At 63.7% G+C, this 23,654-nt stretch carries 23 protein-coding genes and 1 other RNA gene; 9 read left to right on the top strand and 15 right to left on the bottom strand.

Annotation, left to right across the window (positions count from 1 at the left end):
• Positions 1 to 1,218 precede the first annotated feature (1,218 nt).
• Positions 1,219 to 1,695, bottom strand: coding sequence for an Lrp/AsnC family transcriptional regulator (locus AC6LJ2_RS21545; protein ID WP_183003466.1), 477 nt, complete (start codon positions 1,693 to 1,695; stop codon positions 1,219 to 1,221).
• Positions 1,696 to 1,851: 156 nt separating this feature from the next.
• On the opposite strand from AC6LJ2_RS21545, the gene hppD reads away from it, so the two are divergent.
• Positions 1,852 to 2,964 carry a 4-hydroxyphenylpyruvate dioxygenase gene (gene hppD, locus AC6LJ2_RS21540; RefSeq protein ID WP_175195530.1) on the top strand — a complete coding sequence of 371 codons (1,113 nt, stop codon included), beginning with the start codon at positions 1,852 to 1,854 and terminating at the stop codon, positions 2,962 to 2,964.
• An 85-nt stretch (positions 2,965 to 3,049) separates the two neighbouring features.
• On the opposite strand, the gene msrA is transcribed toward hppD, so the two are convergent.
• From msrA to ilvD, 3 genes are read right to left on the bottom strand one after another with little or no spacing between them, the layout of a single operon-like run.
• A complete protein-coding gene (msrA, locus tag AC6LJ2_RS21535; RefSeq protein WP_263914146.1) occupies positions 3,050 to 3,604 on the bottom strand; it encodes a peptide-methionine (S)-S-oxide reductase MsrA in 555 nt (184 codons plus the stop codon).
• Positions 3,605 to 3,632: 28 nt separating this feature from the next.
• A complete protein-coding gene (locus tag AC6LJ2_RS21530) occupies positions 3,633 to 3,968 on the bottom strand; it encodes a c-type cytochrome (protein WP_263914147.1) in 336 nt (111 codons plus the stop codon).
• Entirely contained in the window at positions 3,952 to 5,637 is a 1,686-nt protein-coding gene (gene ilvD, locus AC6LJ2_RS21525) for a dihydroxy-acid dehydratase (RefSeq protein ID WP_263914148.1), read from the bottom strand. Before ilvD ends, AC6LJ2_RS21530 begins: the two co-directional genes overlap by 17 nt.
• Positions 5,638 to 5,771: 134 nt before the next feature.
• Between ilvD and lgt the strand changes: the two genes are divergently transcribed.
• Positions 5,772 to 6,560, top strand: coding sequence for a prolipoprotein diacylglyceryl transferase (gene lgt, locus AC6LJ2_RS21520; RefSeq protein ID WP_263914149.1), 789 nt, complete (start codon positions 5,772 to 5,774; stop codon positions 6,558 to 6,560).
• Here the strand turns inward: lgt and AC6LJ2_RS21515 are convergent.
• The 4 genes from AC6LJ2_RS21515 to AC6LJ2_RS21500 all read right to left on the bottom strand — a co-directional run bounded on the left by AC6LJ2_RS21515 (position 6,535) and on the right by AC6LJ2_RS21500 (position 8,359).
• Positions 6,535 to 7,299 carry an SIMPL domain-containing protein gene (locus AC6LJ2_RS21515; protein ID WP_498152142.1) on the bottom strand — a complete coding sequence of 255 codons (765 nt, stop codon included), beginning with the start codon at positions 7,297 to 7,299 and terminating at the stop codon, positions 6,535 to 6,537. The genes lgt and AC6LJ2_RS21515 overlap by 26 nt on opposite strands.
• A 74-nt stretch (positions 7,300 to 7,373) precedes the next feature.
• Positions 7,374 to 7,558: non-coding RNA, 6S RNA (gene ssrS / locus AC6LJ2_RS21510), on the bottom strand.
• Positions 7,559 to 7,601: 43 nt separating this feature from the next.
• Positions 7,602 to 7,913, bottom strand: a complete 312-nt coding sequence (locus tag AC6LJ2_RS21505) for a cell division protein ZapA (RefSeq protein WP_199165131.1) — start codon at positions 7,911 to 7,913, stop codon at positions 7,602 to 7,604.
• Positions 7,913 to 8,359, bottom strand: a complete 447-nt coding sequence (locus AC6LJ2_RS21500) for a hypothetical protein (protein WP_445658182.1) — start codon at positions 8,357 to 8,359, stop codon at positions 7,913 to 7,915. Before AC6LJ2_RS21500 ends, AC6LJ2_RS21505 begins: the two co-directional genes overlap by 1 nt.
• Positions 8,360 to 8,840: 481 nt before the next feature.
• Here AC6LJ2_RS21500 and AC6LJ2_RS21495 point away from each other — a divergent pair, with 481 nt between their 5' ends.
• From AC6LJ2_RS21495 to AC6LJ2_RS21480, 4 genes are all read left to right on the top strand, one after another.
• Positions 8,841 to 9,305, top strand: coding sequence for a tripartite tricarboxylate transporter TctB family protein (locus tag AC6LJ2_RS21495; RefSeq protein WP_263914151.1), 465 nt, complete (start codon positions 8,841 to 8,843; stop codon positions 9,303 to 9,305).
• A gap of 13 nt (positions 9,306 to 9,318) precedes the next feature.
• The gene (locus tag AC6LJ2_RS21490) at positions 9,319 to 10,824 is read left to right on the top strand and encodes a tripartite tricarboxylate transporter permease (protein WP_183003474.1); all 1,506 of its coding nucleotides are present in this window, start codon (positions 9,319 to 9,321) and stop codon (positions 10,822 to 10,824) included.
• A 201-nt stretch (positions 10,825 to 11,025) separates the two neighbouring features.
• Positions 11,026 to 12,630: a gamma-glutamyltransferase family protein gene (locus AC6LJ2_RS21485; protein ID WP_498152141.1), complete on the top strand. Its 1,605-nt coding sequence runs from the start codon at positions 11,026 to 11,028 to the stop codon at positions 12,628 to 12,630.
• Between the two features lie 52 nt (positions 12,631 to 12,682).
• Positions 12,683 to 13,588: an NAD(P)-dependent oxidoreductase gene (locus AC6LJ2_RS21480; protein ID WP_263914153.1), complete on the top strand. Its 906-nt coding sequence runs from the start codon at positions 12,683 to 12,685 to the stop codon at positions 13,586 to 13,588.
• Positions 13,589 to 13,634: 46 nt separating this feature from the next.
• Here the strand turns inward: AC6LJ2_RS21480 and AC6LJ2_RS21475 are convergent, their stop codons facing one another.
• Entirely contained in the window at positions 13,635 to 14,267 is a 633-nt protein-coding gene (locus AC6LJ2_RS21475; protein ID WP_498152140.1) for an FMN-dependent NADH-azoreductase, read from the bottom strand.
• 125 nt (positions 14,268 to 14,392) lie between these two features.
• On the opposite strand from AC6LJ2_RS21475, the gene AC6LJ2_RS21470 reads away from it, so the two are divergent.
• Complete coding sequence (locus tag AC6LJ2_RS21470; RefSeq protein ID WP_025137466.1) at positions 14,393 to 15,331, top strand: LysR family transcriptional regulator; 939 nt, start codon at positions 14,393 to 14,395, stop codon at positions 15,329 to 15,331.
• Here AC6LJ2_RS21470 and AC6LJ2_RS21465 read toward each other — a convergent pair.
• The 6 genes from AC6LJ2_RS21465 to AC6LJ2_RS21440 form a co-directional block, all read right to left on the bottom strand.
• Positions 15,325 to 16,254 (bottom strand): 2-hydroxyacid dehydrogenase, encoded by a 930-nt coding sequence (locus AC6LJ2_RS21465; protein ID WP_263914155.1) that lies wholly within the window; start codon positions 16,252 to 16,254, stop codon positions 15,325 to 15,327. The genes AC6LJ2_RS21470 and AC6LJ2_RS21465 overlap by 7 nt on opposite strands.
• Before the next feature lie 113 nt (positions 16,255 to 16,367).
• A complete protein-coding gene (locus tag AC6LJ2_RS21460; protein ID WP_025137468.1) occupies positions 16,368 to 17,891 on the bottom strand; it encodes a tripartite tricarboxylate transporter permease in 1,524 nt (507 codons plus the stop codon).
• Positions 17,892 to 17,897: 6 nt separating this feature from the next.
• The gene (locus AC6LJ2_RS21455) at positions 17,898 to 18,377 is read right to left on the bottom strand and encodes a tripartite tricarboxylate transporter TctB family protein (RefSeq protein WP_263914275.1); all 480 of its coding nucleotides are present in this window, start codon (positions 18,375 to 18,377) and stop codon (positions 17,898 to 17,900) included.
• A gap of 216 nt (positions 18,378 to 18,593) precedes the next feature.
• The gene (locus tag AC6LJ2_RS21450; RefSeq protein ID WP_445658181.1) at positions 18,594 to 20,126 is read right to left on the bottom strand and encodes a sensor histidine kinase; all 1,533 of its coding nucleotides are present in this window, start codon (positions 20,124 to 20,126) and stop codon (positions 18,594 to 18,596) included.
• A 10-nt stretch (positions 20,127 to 20,136) separates the two neighbouring features.
• The gene (locus AC6LJ2_RS21445; RefSeq protein ID WP_025137471.1) at positions 20,137 to 20,823 is read right to left on the bottom strand and encodes a response regulator; all 687 of its coding nucleotides are present in this window, start codon (positions 20,821 to 20,823) and stop codon (positions 20,137 to 20,139) included.
• Positions 20,804 to 21,376, bottom strand: a complete 573-nt coding sequence (locus AC6LJ2_RS21440; RefSeq protein WP_006217428.1) for an RNA pyrophosphohydrolase — start codon at positions 21,374 to 21,376, stop codon at positions 20,804 to 20,806. The genes AC6LJ2_RS21445 and AC6LJ2_RS21440 overlap by 20 nt, the downstream gene beginning before the upstream one ends.
• 65 nt (positions 21,377 to 21,441) lie before the next feature.
• Here AC6LJ2_RS21440 and AC6LJ2_RS21435 point away from each other — a divergent pair, with 65 nt between their 5' ends.
• Together AC6LJ2_RS21435 and ybgC are read left to right on the top strand one after the other, a co-directional pair.
• Entirely contained in the window at positions 21,442 to 23,172 is a 1,731-nt protein-coding gene (locus tag AC6LJ2_RS21435; RefSeq protein ID WP_263914157.1) for a proline--tRNA ligase, read from the top strand.
• Between the two features lie 57 nt (positions 23,173 to 23,229).
• A complete protein-coding gene (ybgC, locus tag AC6LJ2_RS21430) occupies positions 23,230 to 23,652 on the top strand; it encodes a tol-pal system-associated acyl-CoA thioesterase (RefSeq protein ID WP_025137473.1) in 423 nt (140 codons plus the stop codon).
• The last annotated feature ends 2 nt before the right edge of the window (positions 23,653 to 23,654 follow it).

Here is a 23,654-nt window from a genome sequence, read left to right as displayed (position 1 = left end):
TAACCCCCGAAAGGGTCGAGTCATACGTCGCTACTCAAAGGAAGTGAGGTATGTTCTTAAACTTGACGTCTAAGGTACTTCACTTCTAGTGAGCACTTGATTTCATTGTGCTTGTGACCGAAGTCACTCTGCACTCGCATCAAGCGCCCACACTTATCGGTTGTTTAATTGTTAAAGAGCGGCACTGCTAAATTCTGTACTGCGTTTACTTCTTGCTGCTATCTGCCCGTCAACTTCGGCTAACTTCGCTTTCGCGTCGTCGCTGTCGTTGCAGCAGAGAAACGAGATTATGAAGAAGTTTTTATCGTTTGTCAAGTCAGCTTCGTTTCGCTTTAAAACTTTCGTTTTTCAACTCAACTTCACCGCCTTGCCACTCGACCTCTCCAGGTCTCGCCTTAGCAGCTATCGAAACATCAGGGTTAACCCTAACTTTTCGGCAACTGCCAAGCCTGAAACTATAACACAACTTTTGCAGATTATGCAACCGGCTTTTGCCTAATTTGCATCCTATCCTGCAACCCCGCCATCCGGTGAATTCCTTCACTTTCCGGCAGCCCCGGAAAACCCCAGAGGTTGGTTACCGCTCAGTCGGCTAGCAACTTGATTCAGACCACCCTACCGGGTAAACCCTGATTCGCTGTCACCAGCCAAGCCCAAGACTATAGCACAACTTTTGCAGATTGTGCAACTGGCTTCTGCCTGATTTGCACCATCTTTTGCAAAACCCGCTGACTGCTGGTTCGAGAACCGTTGCCGGTTCATCGCCTTGGAGCCCTGCGGCAGATCCGTTCGCTTTTGCGTCCCGACCCGTTGCACTTGCTTGGCTTCGCGGTTCAGAAAACTGCTTGAACTGCGAAGGAGCGAGACTATAGCACAGAATTTTGGCTTGTCACGCCAGAATGACACCCGCTTTGCAGAAAGATGATGTTTTCGGGGGACGCACCCCGTGCTGACAGACTGCTCTTGTAGCTTCTTCTCTATATGGAGAAGAAGAAGCAGGCACTGGACCTTCTCTATATAAGGACAAGGTGCATCCCGTACAGAAGCTCATCGAGTCCGGCGATTCCGCCACCGTAAGCGCCTGGCGACCGAAGCCCTGCCTATATATAGAAGCGTAAAACGAGACTCCCCTTGTCCTCGCTTCCTATGCAGACCGCCCCTGCGTCGCCCGCTTAGACGCGCCCCCTTATATACAGAGGGCCCGAATCCCCCAAAGGACTACAGCCGCAGCTCGGTGGTTTCCTTGATTTGCTGGAGCGCAAAGAACGATCGCATGTCGACGACTGCGGGGTGGCGCATCAAGGTGTCCATGGCGAACCTGGAGAAGTGGGCCAGGTCGGCAACCTGGATCCGCAGCAGGTAGTCCATGTCCCCAGACATGGCGTAGCACTCGACCACTTCGGGCCAGAGCTGCACGTCGCGAGCGAAGTCGCTCATCGGGGCGTGGCTGGAACCGCTGTATTTGTTCAGGCGGATGTTCACGTAGGCCAGCAGACCAAGCCCTACCTTTTCGGCGTCGATGAGCGCCACGTACTTCTTGATGAAGCCCTTCTCTTCCAGGCGTCGGACACGGCGCAGGCAGGGACTGGGCGACAGGGACACGCGGTCGGCCAGCTCTTGATTGCTGAGCCGGCCATCACGTTGCAACTCGGCCAGAATCCTTAGATCTGTCCTATCAAGCTCCAAGTCAGACATATTTAGCCCTAGATGTTTTATCTTCAGCAATATTATTGCCCAACCTTGCCGCTTTCGCGACATGTTTGCAATTGTCTGCCTGCCTTTCCTCCCTACAATCTTCATCCTGGACTTGGAGAACAAGTCGACCGAATAATGATTCAAGGGAGCAGACCTATGAGCAGCGCATTCCAACCCTGGGACAACCCGATGGGCACCGCCGGGTTCGAGTTCATCGAGTACGCCGCGCCGGACCCCGCCGCGCTACGCAAGGTGTTCGAACTGCTGGGTTTCAAGGCCATCGCCAAGCACCGCCACAAGGACGTGACGCTGTACCGCCAGGGCGGCGTGAATTTCCTGATCAATGCCGAACCCGATTCGTTCGCGCAGCGCTTTGCCCGCCTGCACGGCCCTTCCATCTGTGCCATCGGCTTTCGCGTGCAGGATGCCGCGGCCGCGTACAAGCGCGCACTGGAACTGGGCGCGTGGGGCTTTGACTCGCACAGCGGCCCGATGGAACTGAACATTCCCGCCATCAAGGGCATCGGCGATTCGCTGATCTACCTGGTGGACCGCTGGCAGGGCAAGGAAGGCCACGGCGGGATCGGCGACATCAGCATCTATGACGTGGACTTCGTGCCGGTGGACCCGGACAACGCCCAAGCCGACCTGAACCATCGCGGCGCCGGCCTGACGCTGGTCGACCACCTGACGCACAACGTGCACAAGGGCCGCATGGCCGAGTGGTCCGAGTTCTACGAGCGCCTGTTCAACTTCCGCGAAGTGCGTTATTTCGACATCGAAGGCAAGGTGACGGGCGTGAAGTCCAAGGCGATGACGTCGCCCTGCGGCAATATCCGCATTCCGATCAACGAAGAAGGCACGGAAGAGAAAGGTCAGATCCAGGAATACCTGGACCTGTACCGTGGCGAAGGCATCCAGCACATTGCCATGGCCACCGAAGACATCTACGGCACCATCGAGGCGCTGCGTGCCAACGGCGTGGTGTTCCTGGATACGCCGGAGACCTACTACGAACTGCTGGACCGCCGCCTGCCGAACCACGGTGAAGACGTGGCCCGTCTGCAGAAAAACCGCATTCTCCTGGATGGCGCCCCCGACGGCGGCCTGCTGCTGCAGATCTTCACCGAAAACCAGATCGGCCCGATCTTTTTCGAGATCATCCAGCGCAAGGGCAACGACGGTTTCGGCGAAGGCAATTTCAAGGCGCTGTTCGAATCGATCGAACTGGACCAGATGCGCCGTGGCGTGGTGAAAAACGTCGACTGACCGCTTCCCCCTCCAGCGCCCGGCGTCTTGCGCCGCGCGCTGGCCTTGAAACCTCACCTTGCGTGAGGTTTTTTTTTCGCCGGTGTTACTTGGTCAGGCGGTCCTGGAACTGCTTGCGGAACTTGGCCACCTTGGGCGCGATGACGAATTGGCAATAGCCTTGCTCGGGGTGCAGGGCGAAATAATTGCGGTGATAGTCTTCGGCCTGCCAGAACGTTGCCGGCGCCAGCAACTTGGTGACGATGGGCGCATCGTAGATCTTTTGCGCGTCGACCTCGGCAATGACGGCTTCGGCCTGTTCGCGCTGGACGTCGTTCTGCCAGAAGATGGCCGATTCGTACTGCGGACCGATATCGTTGCCCTGGCGGCCCGGGGTAGTCGGGTCGTGAGTGGCGAAGAAGACGCGCAGCAGGTCACCGTAGGAAAGCTCGGCCGGGTCGAATTCGACGCGGGCTACTTCGATGTGCCCGGTGTCTTTGCCGCAGACCTGCTCGTAGCTGGGGTTGTCCACGTGGCCGCCGCTATAGCCAGGCAGCACGCTCTTGACGCCGCGCAGGTCGGCAAAGACCGCTTCGACGCACCAGAAGCAGCCGCCGCCAAGAACGGCGACTTCATTGCCCGGGGAAGGTTGTTCTGCCATGACGATTCCTTTCTAGAAGACGATAAGACTACTGCTTGGGCGGCGCCAGCGACAAGATCCATTCGGCCAGGAGGCGCGCGTCTTCCGGGCTGACATGGGTTTGCGCCGGCATCGGCACGGCACCCCAGGCGCCGCGGCCGCCCCCGCGGATCTTGCCGGCCAGGTAATCCACCATGGCGGGACCTTGCCCGGCATAGCGTTCGGCCACGCTGGCCAGTGGCGGCCCCACGCGCTTGGCATCCACCTGGTGGCATGCCATACAGGCCTTGTTCTTGGCCAGGTCCAGGCCGGTGGTCTGGGCCTGCGCCGCGCCTGCGGCCAGCAGGCCGGCGGCGACCACCCACAAACTACGTATCAAATGCATCGGTTACTGCCCCACGGCTCGCGGTGCTGGCGAGCTTGCCGAACTTGGCAAGCACACCGCGTGTATAACGCGGCTTGGGCGGGACCCAGGCCTGGCGACGAGCCGCCATTTCTTCGTCGCTGATATTGAGCTGCAACAGCAGCTTGTGGGCATCGATGGTAACCGAATCGCCTTCGCGGATCAGCGCGATCGGGCCGCCCACGAAGGCTTCGGGCGCCACGTGGCCCACCACCATGCCCCAGGTGCCGCCCGAGAAGCGGCCATCGGTGATGAGGCCGACGGTTTCGCCCAGGCCCTGCCCGATCAGGGCGGAGGTCGGCGCCAGCATTTCACGCATGCCGGGCCCGCCCTTGGGGCCTTCGTAGCGGATCACCACCACGTCGCCGTCACGGATCTGGCGCGCCATGATGGCGGCCATGGCATCGTCTTCGGAATCGAAGACCCGCGCCGGCCCGGTGATGACCGGATTCTTCAGGCCGGTGATCTTGGCCACGCAGCCCTCGGGCGAGAGATTGCCCTTGAGGATGGCCAGGTGGCCCTGCGGATACAGGGCGCGGTCCAGCGGCATGATCACGTCCTGGTCGGCGCGCGGAGCATCCGGAATGTCCGCCAGGGTCTCGGCGATGGTCTTGCCGGTGATCGTCATGCAATCGCCATGCAGCAGGCCGGCGTTGAGCAGCAGCTTCATGACCTGCGGGATGCCGCCGGCGCGATGCAGGTCGGTGGCGACGTACTTGCCGGAAGGCTTCAGGTCGCAGAGCACCGGCACGCGTTTGCGGATGCGTTCGAAATCGTCGATGGTCCAGGGCACTTCGGCGGCGTGTGCGATGGCCAGGAAATGCAGTACCGCGTTGGTCGAACCGCCCGTGGCCATGATGACCGAAACGGCGTTTTCGATGGATTCGCGGGTGATGATGTCGCGCGGACGCAAGCCGCGCCTGACGGCTTCGACAAGGACCCGCGCCGATTCGGCCGCGGACGCGACCTTTTCGTCATCTTCGTTGGCCATGGTGCTGGAGTACGGCAGGCTCATGCCCATGGCTTCGAAGGACGAACTCATGGTGTTGGCGGTATACATGCCGCCACAGGAACCCGACCCGGGGATGGCGCATTTTTCGATCTGCTTGAAGTCGGCTTCGGGCATGCGGCCCATGGTGTATTCGCCGACAGCCTCGAAGACCGACACGATGGTCAGGTCCTTGCCCTTGTAGTGACCCGGCTTGATGGTGCCCCCATAGACGTAGATGCCGGGCACGTTCATGCGCGCCAGGGCGATCATGCCCCCGGGCATGTTCTTGTCGCAGCCGCCGATGACCACCACGCCATCCATCCATTGGCCCTGGGCAGCGGTTTCGATGCAATCGGCGATGACTTCGCGCGACACCAGCGAATACTTCATGCCCTCGGTGCCCATCGACATACCGTCCGAGATGGTGGGCGTGCCGAATACCTGCGGGTTGGCGCGGGCGCCGCGTATGGCGTCGATGGCCGCGTCGGCCAGGCGTTGCAAGCCGCTGTTGCAGGGGGTGATGGTGGAATGGCCGTTGGCCACGCCGATCATGGGGTTTTCGAAGTCGGCTTCCTGGTAGCCCAGCGCGTAATACATGGCGCGATTGGGTGCCCGGGCGACGCCGTGGGTGATATGGCGGGAACGTTCGTTGTGCGACATGGTCTGTTGTCTCCTGTCGGCCGTCAGGACGCGGACATGGCAGCCGCGCCCGGGAGGATGGCCTGGCTCGCTCGCGTGCGAATCTTCAAGGCTCGCCGGTTATTATCATTCAACTTCATTGTGTCGGGCGGAACATGCTGCAATATCCAAAATTCGACCCCGTTGCCCTGCAGATCGGGCCCTTGTCCATCCATTGGTACGGGCTGATGTATCTGGTGGGCTTCGCCCTGGTGTATTTCCTGGGCCGTCGGCGCATCACGCGCGGCCACACCACGTCGCTGAACGTTCGCGACCTGGAAGACCTGATCTTCTACAGCGTGCTGGGCGTGGTGCTGGGCGGGCGGCTGGGCTATGTGCTGTTCTACAAGCCGGGCTATTACCTGTCGCACCCGCTGGAGGTGCTGTACCTGTGGGAAGGCGGCATGTCGTTCCACGGTGGCCTGATCGGCGTGATCCTGGTGATGCTGCTGTTTGCGCGCAAGAAGGGCCTGCCATTTTTCGCGGTCAGCGATTTCATCGCGCCACTGATCCCGCTGGGGCTGGGCTTTGGCCGCCTGGGCAACTTCATCAATGGCGAGCTGTGGGGCCGTCCGACCGACGTGCCGTGGGCGATGGTGTTCCCGAGCAGCGGCGACGGTGTGCCGCGCCATCCGTCGCAACTCTATGAGCTGGGCCTGGAAGGCATCGTGCTGTTCGCACTGATGTGGTGGTTTTCGAGCAAGCCGCGCCCCCTGGGGCAGGTCAGCGCGGTATTCCTGATGGGCTACGGAACGTTCCGTTTCCTGGTGGAATTCACCCGCGAGCCGGACAATTTCCTGGGCCTGCTCGCGGGCGGGTTGAGCATGGGACAGTGGCTGTCCCTGCCGATGGTCGCCCTGGGCGCCATCATGTTCAGCCTTACTGCAAAACGATCGTCCCGTTGACCGAGATGCTGACCGTGACGTCTCCCGCTTCCAGGGGGACGTCCGCGCTGAAGCCGGCGCCGCCGGAGGCGTCCTTGGCCATCGCGCCCATCATGCGCGGCATCGGCGTGACACCGCCGGCGCCGCCCAGTTCAAGCTTGCTCAGGCGGTAGCCCGAGAAGCCGAAGGCGTTCGAGGCGGCCAGTGCACGGTCCTTGAAGGCCTGCGCGGCTTCTTTCAGCAACTTGCGTTCTTCGGCTTCGCGCACTTCACGCGACAGCGAAAAGCTGATGTTCGAAATGGCGGTCTTGTCCGACAGCTTGGATGCCAGTGCGGCGGCGGCGGCGAAGTCCTTCGATTCCAGGATGATCTCGCCCTGGCCGCGCCAGCCGGCGTTCTTGCTCGCCTTGCTGCCGCTGCCGGAATTGGGCCAGACATTGAAGCCGCCCGTGCGCACGTCCACGCCCTTGGTGTCGCGGGCGCGCTTGGCCAGGTCGTCCAGCATGGCGGTCAGCTTCTGGCCCGCCGTGGGCTGATCCGCAGCCTCGACCTCGGCGGACAGTGAAATACGCACCGTGTCTTGCTTGACCTCGGACGAGGCAGTGGCCTGCAGGGTCAGCTCGGGCGATCGGTTGGTCGTGGATTCCGTCGGCGCAGGCGTCTGGGCCTGGGCGAAAACGGGCTGTGCCATGGACAGAGCGACCACGGCTGCGCACGCCGCACCAAGTTTGGTCAGCGAAAAAACGGGGGGTTTGAACATGGACTGGTCCTATGAGGGAGGACGATGGGGAGGCGCCCGAGGCGGACCTGCGCTCGTGGCAGGCCCGCTGGGATAGATGCCCCGCCTGTGCCGTCAAGGCCGGCATCTCGAACCCTGAGGTTCAAGGTGGTCGCGTTCCGAAGAGCCTTGGGTTCATCTACGAGAGACAATCACGCCAGCTCTGCACTCCCGCAACCAATATGCCATAAGACATAGGTTCAGAGAATGTATGGCCAAGTCACGGACACGGCAGGGACAAACTGAAAATACTGAAAAAAACTGGTGAAAACCGCGTATGAACGTTAGAGCAGTTTTTCCTGACCCGACAAGGCATCGTCGAGGACTGCGTTCATGTCCTCAATTCTACGCTTGAAGTCGCCGACCGCCAAACCGCCCAGCGGACCGTCGGGTGCTTTCATGGCAAGCAGCTCGCCAGCGACCTGCAATGCGGCCATCACGGCGATGCGTTCGTTGCTGGAGACCTTGCCCGTCCCCTGGATGCGCAGCATGAGCTGGTCGACGTGGCGCACGGCGGCCATCAGGGTGGGTTTTTCTTCGGGGGAGCACGCCAGCGAGTAGTCGCGCCCCAATATGGTTACGTCAACGCGTTCCATCAGTGTTGCTCTCCGGACGGCGCACCCGGCAAGCGGGCCAGGACGGCGTCGATGCGCTCGCGGGCCGAGGCGGCGGCCGCGCGCAAGCGCTGTAGTTCGGTGTCGCGCACTTGCAGGCTGCCCTGCAGCTCGGTTTCCCGAGCAGAGAAACGCGCTTCGAGCGAGTGGCGTTCGGCGGTTTCGCGAGCGAGCTGTTCGCGCAGGGCCACTTCGGCCTTTTGCGCCTGCTCGAGCATCGCGGTGACGGCGCCGTCGTTGTCTTGCAGCTTGTGCTGCAGGGCGGCGATGTCGGCGTCGCGTTCGGCAGCGCGCTGCTTGAGCACGCGCTGCTCGGCTTCTGTTTCATTCAGGCGCATACGCAACGCGTCACGCTCGGCGTGGAGTTGCCGGGTGCGTTGCACCAGTTGCCCGATACGGGCGGCGAGTTGGTCTAGGTCTTGCAGCATGGGCGCTATCGTAAACCATCCAGGGGGGAATCGGGCCTCTTCACGCAAGGTGAGAAACACGGCAATATTCAGTAGGAAATGCAGCTGTCATTCCAGCGGCCGGCAACATAACCGATCAGGGCCAACTAGAAAAGTCCCGCGCGCCTGGAATTCGACGGATCGCCCCGACCGGCTTTCGCATTTCTTTCTATAAACTTTCACTTAGCTTTCAAAACGCCATCAATCCGCCCGCCCCGTTACATCTGGGGATCGGGAGTACCCCAATTTTAGGGAAAACCCCAGGCTTTCACCGAGCTTACAGGGTTTGCATCGTCGCGGGCGTCCATTACCATTCGGCCTTTCAAGAAGCCTTCGCCGACGCTTTCAGAAGACCCAAGGCACCCCGACGTGCCTTTTTTGTGCCTGTCACTCGCCTTTCGGCCCGCCTGGCAGATCACAAGCCTTTTTTTATCTACATGCTGTAAACAGGAGCCAACCAATCATGCAGCTACGCAATCGACAGGACTTCTGGTCGGGGGTGATGTTCATCGCCCTCGGACTGGGATTCGCCTGGCAAGCCAGCAGCTACCAAATGGGTACTGCCGCCCGGATGGGCCCCGGGTATTTTCCTTTCTGGCTAGGCATTGTTCTCGCATTGCTGGGCGCCATCGTGCTGCTTGGCTCGCTGTCCAAGAAAGCCCACGAAACGCACGTCGACAAGTTCGACTGGCGCATCGTGCTGCTGGTGGTCGGGTCCGTGGTCATCTACGGTCTGGTCCTCAAGCTGCTCGGCATCTATATCTCGGTGTTCATGCTGGTTGTGATCAGCAGCCTGGCGAGCCACGAGTTCAGCCTGAAGGTCGCCGTTGCGAACGGCATCTTCCTGGTGGTGTTCTCGTATCTCGCATTCGTCAAGGGGCTGGGGCTGATTTTCCCGCTGTGGCCGTCGTTTCTGGGCATGAACTAAGGAGCAACCGGTCATGGAATTGTTTGACAACCTGATGTTGGGTTTCTCGGTGGCGTTCACGCCCGAGAACCTGTTGTACGCGCTGCTGGGCTGCGTCCTGGGTACGTTGATCGGCGTGCTGCCGGGCATCGGCCCCGTCCCGACCATCGCCATGCTGCTGCCGATCACGTACGTGCTGCCGCCGGTGGCTGGCCTGATCATGCTGGCGGGTATTTACTACGGTGCTCAATACGGTGGCTCGACCACAGCCATTCTCGTGGCGCTGCCAGGGGAAACGTCCGCGGTGGTGACCGTGCTGGACGGTCACCAGATGGCCCGCAACGGCCGCGCTGGCGCCGCCCTGGCCATTGCCGCCCTGGGTTCGTTCTTCGCCGGTTGCGTGGCCACGCTGCTGCTGGCCGCCTTTGCCCCCCCGCTGGCTGAAGTCGCGTTCAAGTTCGGCCCCGCCGAGTACTTCTCGCTGATGTGCCTGGGTCTGGTCGGCGCCGTGGTGCTGGCCTCGGGCTCGCTGCCCAAGGCGATCGCGATGATCATCCTGGGCCTGCTGCTGGGCATGGTCGGCACCGACGTCAACTCGGGCGTTGCCCGCTTCGACTTCGGCGTGCCGGAACTGCAAGACGGCATCGACTTCGCCATCGTGGCCATGGGTGTGTTCGGCTTTGCCGAAATCATGACCAACCTGGAGCAGAAGGAAAACCGCGTCGACATCACCGACAAGATCGGCTCGCTGTATCCCAACAAGCAGGAATTCAAGGAATCGTACCCCGCCGTGCTGCGTGGCACGGCCCTGGGTTCGGCCCTGGGCATCCTGCCGGGCGGTGGCGCCGTGCTGTCGTCGTTCGCGTCGTACACGCTGGAAAAGAAGATCTCGCGCAATCCGGAACGCTTCGGCAAGGGCCACCCGGCCGGCCTGGCTGGCCCGGAATCGGCCAACAACGCCGCCGCGCAGACGTCGTTCATCCCGCTGCTGACCCTGGGCATCCCGGGCAACGCCGTGATGGCGCTGATGGTGGGCGCGATGACGATCCACAACATCCAGCCCGGCCCGCAAGTGATGACGAGCCACCCCGAGCTGTTCTGGGGCCTGATCGCTTCGATGTGGATCGGCAACCTGATGCTGGTGGTGCTGAACCTGCCGCTGATCGGCCTGTGGGTCAAGCTGCTCAAGGTGCCCTACCGCATCCTGTTCCCGGCGATCCTGGTGTTCTGCACCATCGGTGTGTACTCGCTGAACTACAACGCGTTCGACATCTTCACGACGGCCATGTTCGGCATCGTGGGCTATGTCTGGTCGAAGCTGAAGTGCGAAGGCGCACCGCTGCTGCTGGGCCTGGTGCTGGGCCCCATGATGGAAGAGAACTTCCGCCGTGCCCTGCTGCTGTCGCGTGGCGATTTCACCACCTTCGTGACGCGCCCCCTGTCGGCATCGCTGCTGGCCGTGGCCGTGTTCCTGGTGATCCTGGTGGCCCTGCCGGCCATCCGCAAGAAGCGCGAAGAGACCTTCGTCGAAGAAGACTGACGCGAGCCTTCGCTGCCCAGGCGGCAGCGGTTGCAAGCCTTTCGGACCCCCGGCTCGCCGGGGGTTTTTCTTTGGCCAGCACCAGGGCCCGAGGACGACCTGCCCAGCAAAAGCTACCAATAATTACAACGCGCTACAGGATGCGAGGCCGCGGGCTTCATCTACGGTAAGCTACGGGTTTACCCCACGCGATGATTCAACATGAATTTCGACTGGAACAACCCCTACCCCACCACGCGCACGCCGGTGTTCGCCCGCAACGTCGTCGTGACCTCGCAACCGCTGGCGGCTCAGGCGGGCCTGCGCATCCTGGCCAACGGTGGCAATGCCGTGGACGCGGCCATCGCGGCCGCGGCCACGCTGACACTGACCGAGCCGGTCAGCAACGGCCTGGGATCGGATTGCTTCGCCATCGTGTGGGACGGCTCGAAACTGCACGGATTGAACGCGTCGGGGCCGGCCCCTGCGGCCTGGAACCTGGATTACTTCCGGCGCCGCCACCAGGGCGCGATTCCGACCCGCGGCTGGGACAGCGTCACGGTGCCCGGCTGCGTGGCCGGCTGGGCCGCGCTGCATGAAAAGCTGGGCAGCCTGGCGTTCGCCGACGTGCTGGCCCCCACGATCGACTATGCCGAGCGGGGCTTTGCCATCAGCCCGATGGTGCAGCAGAAGTGGGCCGCGCAAGCGGATGTGCTGCAACCACAGCCAGGCTTCGCCGAGCACTTCCTGCCGCGCGGCCGTGCGCCGCACGTGGGCGAGCATTTCGTGCTGAAAGGCGCCGCCGCCACGCTCAAGCGCATCGCGGCCAGCGGCGGCCGCGATTTCTATGAAGGCGAAACCGCCCACAAGCTGGTGGCCCACGCACAGGCCCATGACGCGGCGCTGACCCTGGCCGACCTGCGCGACTATGCACCCGAATGGGTGACACCCATCAGCCAGCTGTACCGCGGCCACACGCTGCACCAGATCCCGCCCAACGGGCAGGGCATCGCCGCCCTGATCGCCCTGGGCATCCTGCAGAATTTCGACCTGGCGTCCAGGCCCGTGGACCACCCCGAGACCCAGCACCTGCTGCTCGAGGCCATGAAGCTGGCGTTCGCCGATGTCTACACGCACGTGGCGGATTCGCGCCATATGCGCCTGACCGTGGCGCAGATGCTGCGCGCCGACTACCTGGCCGAACGCGCGCGGCTGATCGACCCGAATGTGGCGCAGGCGTTCGCCTGTGGCCACGCGCCGCAAGGCGGCACCGTCTACCTGACCGCCGCCGACCGCAGCGGCATGATGGTGAGCTTCATCCAGTCCAACTACATGGGCTTCGGCTCGGGCGTGGTGGTACCGGGCACGGGCGTCAGCCTGCAGAACCGAGGCCACTGTTTCAGTATGCTGCCCGATCATCCCAACGTCGTGGCGGGCGGCAAGCGCCCTTTCCACACCATCATTCCGGGCTTTTTGATGCGCGATGGCGCGCCGGTGATGAGCTTCGGCGTGATGGGCGGCAACATGCAGCCGCAAGGCCAGGTGCAGACGCTGGTGCGCATGTTGGACTACGGCCAGCAACCCCAGGCGGCCTGCGACGCCCCGCGCTGGAAATGGAACCAGGGACTGGCGGTGGACGTCGAACCCTCGATGGCGCGCTCGGTGGCCGACGGCCTGCGCGCACGCGGCCACGTGCTGGAAGGCATCGAAGACCCCTACATGGACTTCGGCTCGGGCCAGTTCATCTGGCGCCTGGGCGACCCGGCCGTCGATGGCTACGTCAGCGCCAGCGACAGCCGTCGCGATGGACTCGCCGCCGGCTTTTGATTGCGTTAAGGTTACTGCCTCAGGTTTTCCTTTCCTCTGCGGAGTCCCCTGCATGGCATCGATCGGTACCAAGAGCTACGACGCGGTCGTGGCCCAGAAAGTCGCATTCCTCGGCTTGGGCGTGATGGGCCTGCCCATGGCCGGCCACCTGGCTCGCGCCGGGCATGACGTCACCGTCTACAACCGCACGCCGGCCAAGGCCCAGGCCTGGGCCGCGGAATTCGGCGGTCACAGCGCCGTGACGCCGCGCGAAGCCGTGGCCGGGGCACAGATCGTGTTCGCCTGCGTGGGCAATGACGACGACCTGCGCAGCGTGGTGCTGGGCCCGGATGGCGCCTTTTCGGGCATGGCGCCGGGCGCCGTGTTCGTGGATCACACCACCGCATCGGCCGACGTGGCGCGTGAACTGTATGCGCAAGCCAAGGACCTGGGCCTGAATTTCATAGACGCGCCGGTTTCTGGCGGCCAGGCCGGGGCGGTCAACGGCGTGCTGACGATCATGTGCGGCGGCGAACAGGCCGTGTTCGATGCCATCAAGCCGGTGGCGCAGGCGTTCGGCCGCGCCGTCACCCGCGTGGGCCCGCCGGGCGCCGGGCAGTTGGCCAAGATGGTCAACCAGATCTGCATCGCCGGCATCGTGCAAGGCCTGTCGGAAGCCGTGGCGTTCGGCCAGGCCGCCGACCTGGACATGAAGCTGGTGCTGGACGTGATCAGCAAGGGCGCGGCCCAGAGCTGGCAGATGGAGAACCGCGGCGGCACCATGGTCGATGACAAGTTCGACTTCGGCTTCGCGGTGGACTGGATGCGCAAGGACCTGGGCCTGGTATTGGCCGAGGCCCGCCACAACGGCGCCCGGCTGCCGCTGACGGCGCTGGTCGACCAGTTCTATGGCGACGTGCAGAAGATGGGTGGCGGCCGCTGGGATACGTCCAGCCTCATCAAGCGCCTGCGGGATTGATCCGGCGCAGCTGAAAAAATGCGGCCCCGTGGGCCGCATTTTTCATTCAGGCCGCTTGTTGTGCGACCGGGGCCGGCGCTTGCAACAGCGCGTCGATACGTTGGCGGGCCAGCGCCACGCCTTCCAGTGCGGCGGCCTCGCCCATCGCCATGCCTTCGGCGGCGATGAAGGTGACGTCGGTCATGCCCAGGAAGGCCAGCATCTGCCGCAGGTACGGCGTCATGGTGTCCGACGGCGTGCCTTCGGCCTTGCCGCCACGCGCGGTCAGCACGAACACCTGCTTACCCTTCACCAAGCCCTCGGGCACGCCTTCCGGCGTATAACGGAACGTGACGCCGGCGCGGGCAATGTAGTCGAGGTAGCTCTTGAACTGTGCGGGCAGGCTGAAGTTGTAGACCGGCACGGCGAACACGATACGGTCGGCTTCCTTCAGTTCGGCCACCAGCGTATCGCTGAGTTCGACGATGCGCTGTTGTTCGAGCGTGCGCGCATCGGCCGGGGTGAACAACGCGCCGGCGGTGGTGCCGTCGAAGTACGGCAGCGGCGCGGCGCCGATGTCGCGGGTGGTGATGACGGCAGCCGGATCGGCCTGCTTGACGCGGGCGACCAGATGGTCGGCCAATTGCTTGCTGTGCGAGCGGTCGCCCAGAATCGACGACAGGATTACCAGGGTTTTCATGACTTAATCTCCAGTGGGGACCGCACGGATGGGCAGGTCCTGAATGCATGGGCTCACTGTAGATCGCTTAATTGATCACATAAACCCCTGTATGATGAACTACTCGTTCCACACATAGAACAATCATGCAAGATCTGAACGACCTCTACTACTTCTCTCAAGTCGTCGAGCAAGGCGGCTTCAGCGCGGCGGCCCGGGCGTTGGATATCCCCAAATCACGCCTGTCGCGACGCATCTCTCACCTGGAAGAAAGCCTGGGCGTGCGGCTGCTGCAACGCACGACCCGCCGGCTGCGGCTGACGGCTGCGGGGGAACGCTACCTGCACTACTGCCGCGAGATGGCGGCTTCGGCCCGCGCGGCCGACGACGCCATGCGCCAGTTGCAGTCCGAGCCGTCAGGCCCGGTGATTGTCAGCTGCCCGGTCTCGATTGCCCAGGACGTGCTGGCCCCCCTGCTGCCGGAATTCCTGGACGCCTGGCCGGCGATTTCGGTGCAGTTGCTCGTGACCAACCGGCGGGTGGACCTGATTCGCGAAGGCGTGGACCTGGCACTGCGCGTGCGGACCAAGCTGGATACCGACGCCGAACTGGTGGTGCGGCACCTGGGCACTGCGCGCGGCACGCTGGTGGCCAGCCCCGGCTACCTGCAGCGCCACGGCACGCCCGACACGCCGCAGGACCTGGCCTCGCACACCACGCTGAGCTTCAGCGATCCGCAGAACGAGGTGCGCTGGCCCCTGCGCAACGACAAGGGCGAAGAGGTGCACGTCGAATTGAAGCCGCAGTTGTCGTGCAACGACTTCATCGTGCTGGTGGAGGCGGCCGTGCGCGGACGCGGCATCGCGCTGCTGCCCTCGATCGCGACGCACGAGGAACTGCGGCGCGGCCAGCTCGTGCCGGTGCTGCCGCAATGGCAATCGCCGGAAGGCATCGTGCACTGCATTTACCCGTCGCGCCGCGGCATGATGCCCGCGGTGCGCACCTTGCTGGACTTTCTGTCGCAGCGCCTGCCCGCCACCTACCAAAGGCTGGAAAAGCAAGGCACTGCGTTGCCGGCTCAGTAACCGCGCGATCGATCGACGACGCCCGTGATGGGCTCGCCACGCATCAGCTGCGCGACCTTGGCCGCGATCTGCTCGATGCTTTCGTCGCGCAAGGTACGGGCGGCGATGTGCGGCGTGATGTGCACGCGCGGGTCGCGCCAGAACGGATGGTCCTTGGGCAACGGCTCGGTGTGAAAGACATCCAGCGTCGCGCCGGCGATCTCGCCTTCTTCGAGCATCTGCACCAGGTCATCTTCGACCAGGTGTTCGCCACGGCCGACGTTGACCAAGTGTGCGTCGGGCAGCAACTGGCCCAGCGTGTCGCGATTGAGAATGCCGCGGGTGTCGGGCGTAAGCGGCAGCACGTTGACCAGGAAGCGCGTGCGGGCCAGGAAAGCCGGCAAGGCATCCTGCCCTGAAAATGTCTGCACGCCGGGAATGTCGCGCGGGGTGCGCGACCAGCCGGCCACCGGGTAGCCGAATTCGGCCAGCGTCTGCGCCACGCGCGCACCGACCTGCCCCAGCCCCAGCACGCCCACGGGCCAATCGGCCTGGCGCGTACCTTCGCGGGTATCCCAGTGCTGGCGCGCCTGGGCCTCGTCGAAGGCCTGGAAATCACGCGATACGCGCAGCAAGGCATAGAGCGCGTATTCGGCCATTTGCACCGACATGCCGGCATCTTCGAGGCGAACGATGCGCACCTGCGGCGGAATCTCGGGCATCTTGAGCAAGGCGTCCACGCCGGCGCCCAGATTGAACAGCGTGGTGATGCCGGTTTCGTGGCTGAACAGTTCTGCCGGCGGCCGCCAGACCAGGGCGACTTCGGCACCCGACGGCGGACCATCGGGATTCCAGACGGAAATGCGGCAACCGGGCATGGCGGCTTCCAAGCGCGGGACCCAGACATCGGGATCGTGCAGGGGGCAGGCAAAGAGTATGTGCATGACGGGGATCTGTGCGGGCTGGATAAACCACAAGCATGCGGCAAGGCGGGCCGTAAATCAAACGGCCCGGCATGAAAGCCGGGCCGTGCGCACATCAGGTATCGCCAGCCGGATCAGGCCGTCTGCGTGACCTGCGGCTTGTTCTTGCCCTTGTTGCGGCGCAGGAAGGCCCACACCTGCAGCAGGATCAGCAGCGCGCTGGCACCGATGAACCAGGCGCTGATCGGACGCTGCACGAACACCGCCAGGTCACCGCGCGACAGCAGCAGCGCGCGACGGAAGTTCTCTTCGACCATGGGGCCGAGCACGAAGCCGAGCAGAATGGGCGCAACCGAGAATTCCAGTGTCATCAGGATGGCGCCGATCACACCGAAGGCCAGCACTTCCCAGATCTGGAAGAGGCTGTTCTGCGTACTGAACACGCCCACTGCGATGAAGAACAGCGCGGACGGGAACAGATAGCGGTACGGCACCTGCAAGAGCTTGACCCACACGCCGATCAGCGGCACGTTCAGCACCATCAGCAGCACGTTGCCGACCCAGAAGCTGGCGATCAGGCCCCAGAAGATGTCCGGATGCTCGGTGATGAGCTGCGGGCCGGGCTGGATGCCCTGGATCAGCAGCGCGCCCAGGATCAGCGCCATCACGGCATCGCCCGGAATGCCCAGGCTCATCGTCGGGATGAAGTCGACCTGCGTCTTCGAGTGCGACGAGGCTTCGGGCGAGGCCACGCCGGCGATCATGCCGGTGCCGAACTTCTCGGGCGTCTTGGAGATCTTGCGTTCCAGCGCGTAGGCCACGAAGGTCGTGATGGTGGGGCCGGTGCCGGGCATGGCGCCGAACAGCGTGCCCACCGCGGTGCCGCGCACCATCGGCCAGAAGGCCGTCTTCAGTTCCTGCTTGCTGGGCCGCATGTCGCGCAGGCGCAGCTTGGCGCCGCTGCCGATGATGGTCATGCGGTTGACGCTCATCAGGAAGTCGGCCACGCCGAACAGGCCCATCGAGATCGCCACCAGTTCCAGGCCGTCGGACAGGTCCAGCAGGCCGAACGAGAAGCGGATGGTGCCGGTGTTGACGTCGGTGCCGACCACGCCGCACATCAGGCCGAACAGGGTCATGGCGACGCCCTTCAGGGGCGAACCACGCGACATCGTCGCGCCGGCCAGGAGGCCCAGCAGCATGATCGAGAAGATCTCGGTGGGACCGAACTTGAACGCCACTTCGACCAGCAAGGGCGAGGCGAAGATCATGACGATGATCCCGACCGATGCCGCGAAGAACGAACAGATCATCGTGATGCCCAGCGCGGTCCCGCCCTTGCCCTGTTTGGTCAGGGGATAGCCGTCAAGGCAGGTCACCGCGTGCGGCGGGTGCGAAGGCAGGTTCAGCAGGATCGCGCCGATGGCGCCGCCGTACTGCGAGCCGTAGAAAATACCGGCCAGCATCAGGATGGCGGGCACCGGCTGCATCACGTAGGTCAGCGGCAGCAGGATGGAAATGGCCGACAGCGCGCCCATGCCGGGCAGCACGCCGATGAGGTTGCCCACCAGCACGCCGAAGAACGACCACATCAGGTTGTGGAACTGGAACGCGACGCCGAAGCCGTACCAGAGGTCCATCAAAGATTGAGAGATCATGGCGCTTCAACCCCAACGAAACAGCGGCAGCTGCAGTTGCAGCGCCCACCAGAAAACCACCACCGCGATCACGGACATGCCGATCGACAGCACGAATGCCTGCTTGATCGTGTTCTTGCGATCGCCCAGGGCAGAAATGAAGACGATGGCGAACGTGGCAGGCAGCAGGCCGCCCCAGTGGCCCAGCACCAGGAACGCCAGGGTGCCCAGCAGGATGCAGGCGCCGCCGCGGAAATCCGGCAGGCCGTGCGCGTGGCCGTCACCCGGCGCCGGCGGGGTCGCCTCGCCCGAACGCGCCGAGATCGCGATGAGTATTCCGGTCAGCGCCAGCAGGCCGCCCAATGCCGCGGGAAAGAACCCCGGGCCCATGTGGCTGAGCGATCCGATGTGATAGTCCGTACCACCGTAAATCGCCCCCAATCCGATAAGGACCATCAGCGCGCCGCCGTAGTAGTCCTTTCTATTAATTGTTTTTTGCACTTCCATCCTCCTGAAGCAGGGCCGTGCAGCCCTTGAGGCGCCGCTCAGATCGAGCGCCACCCGGCCCTTTACGACAGACCGGCTGGCAGATTACGGAAGCAAGCTGCTAATCCGCTTTCTATGCGCTGTCGCCATCCTGAATCCGGGGGTAATCCCTGATGGAAACAGTCCGACTTAGCGTTAGCGGCCAGGAGGAAAGAATGAAAGCTGACTTGGACAAATCTACTGTTCGCCCGTGAACTCGACGTCCGTGGGGCGCGGATACTGCGAGACCGTGGCGGCCAGGGGCAGCCACAGCACGGAGGCCAGACCCACCCCGCCCTGCTCGTTGGCCTCGCCGTCGCGCAGCTCGATGTCGCCATCGTTGCGACGGGCATAGGCGCGGGCGATCGCCAGCCCCAGGCCCGACCCGGACGAGGCCACAGGCTTGTCGGTGCCGACCCGTTCGAAGCGGGCGAAGGCGCGTGCGCGCAGCAAGGGTTCGAGCCCGGGACCGTTGTCGGACACGGCGACTTCGGCACGGTTATCGACCCGGCTGACCGACACCGTGATGCGCGCGCCGACGGGTGCGTAGTGAATCGCGTTGTGCACCAGATTGGACAGGGCCTCGTGCAGCTCGGCCTCGCTGCCGGACACGGTCGCGCCGACCTCCTGGCCCTGCTCGTTGACGGCCTGCACCCAGCCCAGGTCCTGCTGCTTTTCATGCGCCAGCGGCAGGTACTGCAGCACCACTTCGCGCGACACGGCATTCATGTCGAGCAACTGCCGCGGCAGCTGATCGGCCTGGTTGGCGTGCGCCAGCGACAGCAACTGCTCGGTCAGGCGGCGGGTGCGGCCGAGCTGGTCGACGATGGCGCGCAGGCCCTCTTGCGCCCGCGCGGGGTCGCGTTCGCGCAGCGCGTACTGTGCCTGGGTCAGCATGATGGCCAACGGCGTGCGCAATTGGTGCGAGGCGTCGGCCAGGAAATGCGATTGCTCTTCGAGCACGCGCCGGTAGCGGGCGATATGGTGATTGACGGCATCGACCAGCGGCGCCACTTCGCTGGGCACGCGCGAGGCGTCCAGCGGCGTCAGATCGTCGGGCCGGCGGTTGCGGATGTCGGCCCGCAGCCGGCGCAAAGGCTTGAGCGCCCATGACACGCCCCACCACACCAGCAGCACGACCAGCGCCAGCATGCGGGCGTCACGCAGGATTTCCTGGCGCCGTGCGCTGTTTTCAGCCTCGATGCGCTTACCGGTGCTTTCCGCAACCAGCACCAGCACCTGGCGGTGGTTGCCCTGGTAATACAGATCGCGCAGCACCGACACCACCCGCACGGGGTCATTGCGGTAGACGCCGTCGTAGAACACGGGCTGGCCGTTGGCGCGTGGCCAGGTGGGCGGACGCGGCAGCTCGGGCATGCCCAGCAGCGTCTTGCCCTGTTCGGTGGGCACGGGCGAATCGTCCGGCAGGGGCGGATCGATCTGCTCAATGCGGAAATACTTGCGCAGCCCCGCCCGCGATTCCAGCATGACCTGGGCGTACAGGGGCGTGGCCACCTGCAGCGAGCCGTCAGGGGCGAACTCCAGGCTGCTTTCAAGCACCCGGGCCGGTTCGACCAGTGCGCTGTCGTAGGCCTCGTTGGTGATCTCGGACAGGGTGCGGTAGTCGTTCAGGCTGTCGATGACCAGCAGCGCCACCACGCCGGGCAGCAGCAGGATGATCAACAGGGCGCGAATGCCGACCCGCGGCAATCCAGGTATCCGTAGGCTCACGGGGAAGGATTCAGGTGTCGGCGGCTTCGCTGGCGACACTTTCCAGCATGTAGCCCAGCCCGCGGACGGTCACGATGCGCACGTCGCTGCCGGCCAGTTTCTTGCGCAAGCGATGCAGGACCACTTCGATGGCGTCAGGGTTGGCTTCGCTGTCGTGGGTGAAGACCTTGCCGAACAGCTGCGACTTGTCGACGGGGTAGCCGCTGCGGGTGAGCAAGGCCGCCAGGGCGGCGTGCTCGCGCGGGGTCAGGAACAGCAAGGAGCCGTCGAGCGTGAACGCCCGGCTTTCGCTGTCGTAGGAGAGCGAGCCGCACTGCAGCCGCGGGTGCTGGCGGCCGCGGCTGCGGCGCACCAGGGCGGTCAGGCGGGCTTCGAGCTCTTCGAGGGCGAACGGCTTGGTCAGGAAGTCGTCGGCGCCCAGGTTCAGGCCGCGTACCCGGTCTTGCAGCGCGCCCTGGGCGGTGAGCAGCAGGACGGGCGTGCGGTCGTCGCGGTTGCGCATTTCGCGCAGCACGACCAGGCCGTGCTTGTCCGGCAGGCGCAGGTCCATGACGATGGCATCGTATTCGGTGCCCGCCATGAAGGCTTCGGCCGTGCGGGCATCGGCCGCGTGATCGGGCACGAACCCGCTTTGCGCAAGCGCGCGCATGAGCCAGGACGCCATGTCCCGTTCATCTTCAACCAACAATATGCGCATGACCGTCCGTTCCTTCGGGCAAGTTCTCTGCCGCCCGCTGCCCATGCACGCGCTGACGCAGGTAGCGGGTTTCGTGATGACGCCGAAAGAGGATTGCTGACAACTCGTTCAACGCCTGGGTATAGACGTCTCGCTTGAACTCGATGACGGCATCCAGGGGGACCCAATACTGGCTCCAGCGCCAGGCATCGAATTCCGGATGCTGCGTCGCGCGCAGGCACACGTCGCTGTCACGTCCCACCAGGCGCAACAAGAACCAAATCTGTTTTTGTCCTTTATAGTGGCCACGCCACTCACGCCGGACGAAGTGATCGGGCACGTTATAACGTAACCAATCGCGTGTACGCCCCAAAATACGGACATGCTCGGGCTTTAGGCCCACCTCTTCATGGAGCTCGCGATACATGGCCTGCACCGGGCTTTCGCCGTACTTGATGCCACCCTGAGGGAACTGCCAGGCATGTTCCCTGATACGCTTGCCCCAAAAGACCTCGTTTCTGCTATTGACGAGAATGATGCCGACATTGGGGCGGTAGCCTTCGCGGTCAAGCATGGGCCACCCCCACCGAATTCAATACAATTACAGTCGATTATACGTATCTGCTGCCACCTTTAAACATGCGCGCATCCAACTACCACATCAACACCCTCAAAGAAGCCCCTTCCGAAGCCGAAGTCGCCAGCCACCAGCTGATGACCCGGGCCGGGATGATCCGCAAGCTCGCGGGCGGCATCTACACCTACATGCCCCTGGGCCTGAAGATCATCCGCAAGGTCGAGGCCATCGTCCGGGAGGAAATGAACGCCTCCGGCGCGATCGAGCTGCTGATGCCGGTGGTCCAGCCGGCCGAGCTCTGGATGGAATCGGGCCGCTGGGAGCAATACGGCGCCGAACTGCTGCGCATCAAGGACCGGCACCAGCGCGATTTCGTGCTGCAGCCCACCTCGGAAGAGGTGATCACCGACATCGCCCGCAACGAAATCCACAGCTACCGCCAGCTGCCGCTGAATTTCTATCACATCCAGACCAAGTTCCGGGACGAGCGCCGCCCGCGCTTCGGCCTGATGCGCGGCCGCGAATTCACCATGAAGGACGCCTACTCCTTCGACCGCGACGAAGCCGGCGCCCAGCGCAGCTACGACAACATGTACGCCGCCTACATGCGCATTTTCGGTCGCCTGGGCCTGGAATTCCGCGCCGTGGCCGCCGATACGGGCTCGATCGGGGGCACCCGCAGCCATGAATTCCAGGTCATCGCCGAGACCGGCGAAGACCTGCTGGTCTACAACGCCGAGACCGACTACGCCGCCAACATCGAACTGGCCGAGGCGGTCAGCCTGTACCCGACGCGCGGCGCCGCCACCCAGGCGATGGCCGACGTGGCGACCCCGGGCGCGGCCAAGTGCGAAGACGTGGCCCGCCTGCTGGGCATCCCGCTCGAACAGACGGTGAAGTCCATCGTCCTGGCCACCGACGGCGAAAAGGGCAAGGTCGACGTCTGGCTGCTGCTCTTGCGCGGCGACCACGAACTCAATGAAATCAAGGCTGGCAAGCTGCCGGGCCTGGCCGGCTTCCGTTTTGCCACGGAAACCGAGATCGTCGAGCACTTCGGCTGCAAGCCGGGTTACCTGGGCCCGGTCCGCACCGCCCGTCCGGTGCACGTCATTGCCGACCGCACCGTGGCCAACATGGCCGACTTCGTCTGCGGCGCGAACCGTGAAGACTTCCACATCCAGGGCGTTAATTGGGGACGTGACCTGCCCGAACCCGAGCTCGTGGCCGACCTGCGCAACGTGGTCGCGGGCGACCCGTCGCCGGACGGCAAGGGCACGCTGTCCATCCAGCGCGGCATCGAAGTGGGCCACGTCTTCTACCTGGGCAAGAAATACTCCGAAGCCCTGAAGGCCACCTTCCTGGACGAAACCGGCAAGCCGGCCACCCTGGAAATGGGCTGCTACGGCATCGGCGTGACCCGCATCGTCGGCGCCGCCATCGAGCAGAACCACGATGCCCGCGGCATCATCTGGCCCCGCGCCATCGCCCCGTTCGAAGTGGTGATCTGCCCGGTGGGCTGGGGCAAAAGCGAAACCGTGCGTAACACCTCCCTGAAGCTGTACGAATCGCTGCTGGCGCGTGGCGTGGACGTCATCCTGGACGACCGCGATGCCCGCCCCGGCGTGATGTTTGCCGAGTGGGAATTGATCGGCGCTCCGCTGCGTGTAACAGTTGGAGAACGCGGATTGAACGACGGTGTGGTGGAATTGCAGGCCCGTCGCGAAACCGAAGCGGCCAAGATTCCGGTAGAGTCCGCGCTTGAGACGGTGCTGACGAAACTCGACACGCTGTAAACCCTAAAGCAACTACGGACTTTTCGCGTCCCGACCCGCATTATCGAAGCCCGCATCGTGACCGATCCGAAGTCCGCCGAATCCCGCCTGCAAGTCCGCGTCTACTACGAAGACACGGATGCGGGCGGGGTGGTTTTCTACGCTAACTACTTGAAATTCCTGGAACGCGCCCGCACCGAGTGGTTGCGCGACCTGGGGGTCAACCAATCCGATCTGGCCACCGGCGAGCAACGCCTGTTCGTTGTCCGCTCGCTGGACATGTCCTACCGCAAGCCTGCCAAACTGGACGATTTGCTAACTATTCGCAGCCGGGTCACAAAATTGGGCCGCGCTTCGATACACTTCGCGCAGCGCGCAGAACGGGACGGGGAACTGCTTGCCGAAGGCAACATCCAAGTCTGCTGCGTCGATGCCGTCAACATGCGGCCGGTGGAACTACCGGCCGACGTCCGCGCCAAACTGGAATCAATTCAGGAATAACC

Source organism: Achromobacter sp. 1014246743 (assembly GCF_059760725.1).
Note: the sequence above shows the minus strand (reverse complement) of the source record. Positions and strands in the feature narration are given on the sequence as shown.

Excerpts from the sequence above, each read along its gene's own strand:
- AC6LJ2_RS21515 (WP_498152142.1), bottom strand. The coding sequence starts at position 7,299 with ATGTTCAAACCCCCCGTTTTTTCGCTGACCAAACTTGGTGCGGCGTGC.
- msrA (WP_263914146.1), bottom strand. The coding sequence starts at position 3,604 with ATGGCAGAACAACCTTCCCCGGGCAATGAAGTCGCCGTTCTTGGCGGC.
- AC6LJ2_RS21480 (WP_263914153.1), top strand. The coding sequence starts at position 12,683 with ATGGCATCGATCGGTACCAAGAGCTACGACGCGGTCGTGGCCCAGAAA.
- AC6LJ2_RS21465 (WP_263914155.1), bottom strand. The coding sequence starts at position 16,254 with ATGCACATACTCTTTGCCTGCCCCCTGCACGATCCCGATGTCTGGGTC.
- AC6LJ2_RS21490 (WP_183003474.1), top strand. The coding sequence starts at position 9,319 with ATGGAATTGTTTGACAACCTGATGTTGGGTTTCTCGGTGGCGTTCACG.
- hppD (WP_175195530.1), top strand. The coding sequence starts at position 1,852 with ATGAGCAGCGCATTCCAACCCTGGGACAACCCGATGGGCACCGCCGGG.
- AC6LJ2_RS21475 (WP_498152140.1), bottom strand. The coding sequence starts at position 14,267 with ATGAAAACCCTGGTAATCCTGTCGTCGATTCTGGGCGACCGCTCGCAC.
- AC6LJ2_RS21440 (WP_006217428.1), bottom strand. The coding sequence starts at position 21,376 with ATGCTTGACCGCGAAGGCTACCGCCCCAATGTCGGCATCATTCTCGTC.
- AC6LJ2_RS21455 (WP_263914275.1), bottom strand. The coding sequence starts at position 18,377 with ATGGAAGTGCAAAAAACAATTAATAGAAAGGACTACTACGGCGGCGCG.
- AC6LJ2_RS21435 (WP_263914157.1), top strand. The coding sequence starts at position 21,442 with ATGCGCGCATCCAACTACCACATCAACACCCTCAAAGAAGCCCCTTCC.
- AC6LJ2_RS21445 (WP_025137471.1), bottom strand. The coding sequence starts at position 20,823 with ATGCGCATATTGTTGGTTGAAGATGAACGGGACATGGCGTCCTGGCTC.
- AC6LJ2_RS21545 (WP_183003466.1), bottom strand. The coding sequence starts at position 1,695 with ATGTCTGACTTGGAGCTTGATAGGACAGATCTAAGGATTCTGGCCGAG.
- AC6LJ2_RS21470 (WP_025137466.1), top strand. The coding sequence starts at position 14,393 with ATGCAAGATCTGAACGACCTCTACTACTTCTCTCAAGTCGTCGAGCAA.
- AC6LJ2_RS21500 (WP_445658182.1), bottom strand. The coding sequence starts at position 8,359 with ATGCTGCAAGACCTAGACCAACTCGCCGCCCGTATCGGGCAACTGGTG.
- AC6LJ2_RS21460 (WP_025137468.1), bottom strand. The coding sequence starts at position 17,891 with ATGATCTCTCAATCTTTGATGGACCTCTGGTACGGCTTCGGCGTCGCG.
- lgt (WP_263914149.1), top strand. The coding sequence starts at position 5,772 with ATGCTGCAATATCCAAAATTCGACCCCGTTGCCCTGCAGATCGGGCCC.
- AC6LJ2_RS21485 (WP_498152141.1), top strand. The coding sequence starts at position 11,026 with ATGAATTTCGACTGGAACAACCCCTACCCCACCACGCGCACGCCGGTG.
- AC6LJ2_RS21505 (WP_199165131.1), bottom strand. The coding sequence starts at position 7,913 with ATGGAACGCGTTGACGTAACCATATTGGGGCGCGACTACTCGCTGGCG.
- AC6LJ2_RS21530 (WP_263914147.1), bottom strand. The coding sequence starts at position 3,968 with ATGCATTTGATACGTAGTTTGTGGGTGGTCGCCGCCGGCCTGCTGGCC.
- ilvD (WP_263914148.1), bottom strand. The coding sequence starts at position 5,637 with ATGTCGCACAACGAACGTTCCCGCCATATCACCCACGGCGTCGCCCGG.
- AC6LJ2_RS21495 (WP_263914151.1), top strand. The coding sequence starts at position 8,841 with ATGCAGCTACGCAATCGACAGGACTTCTGGTCGGGGGTGATGTTCATC.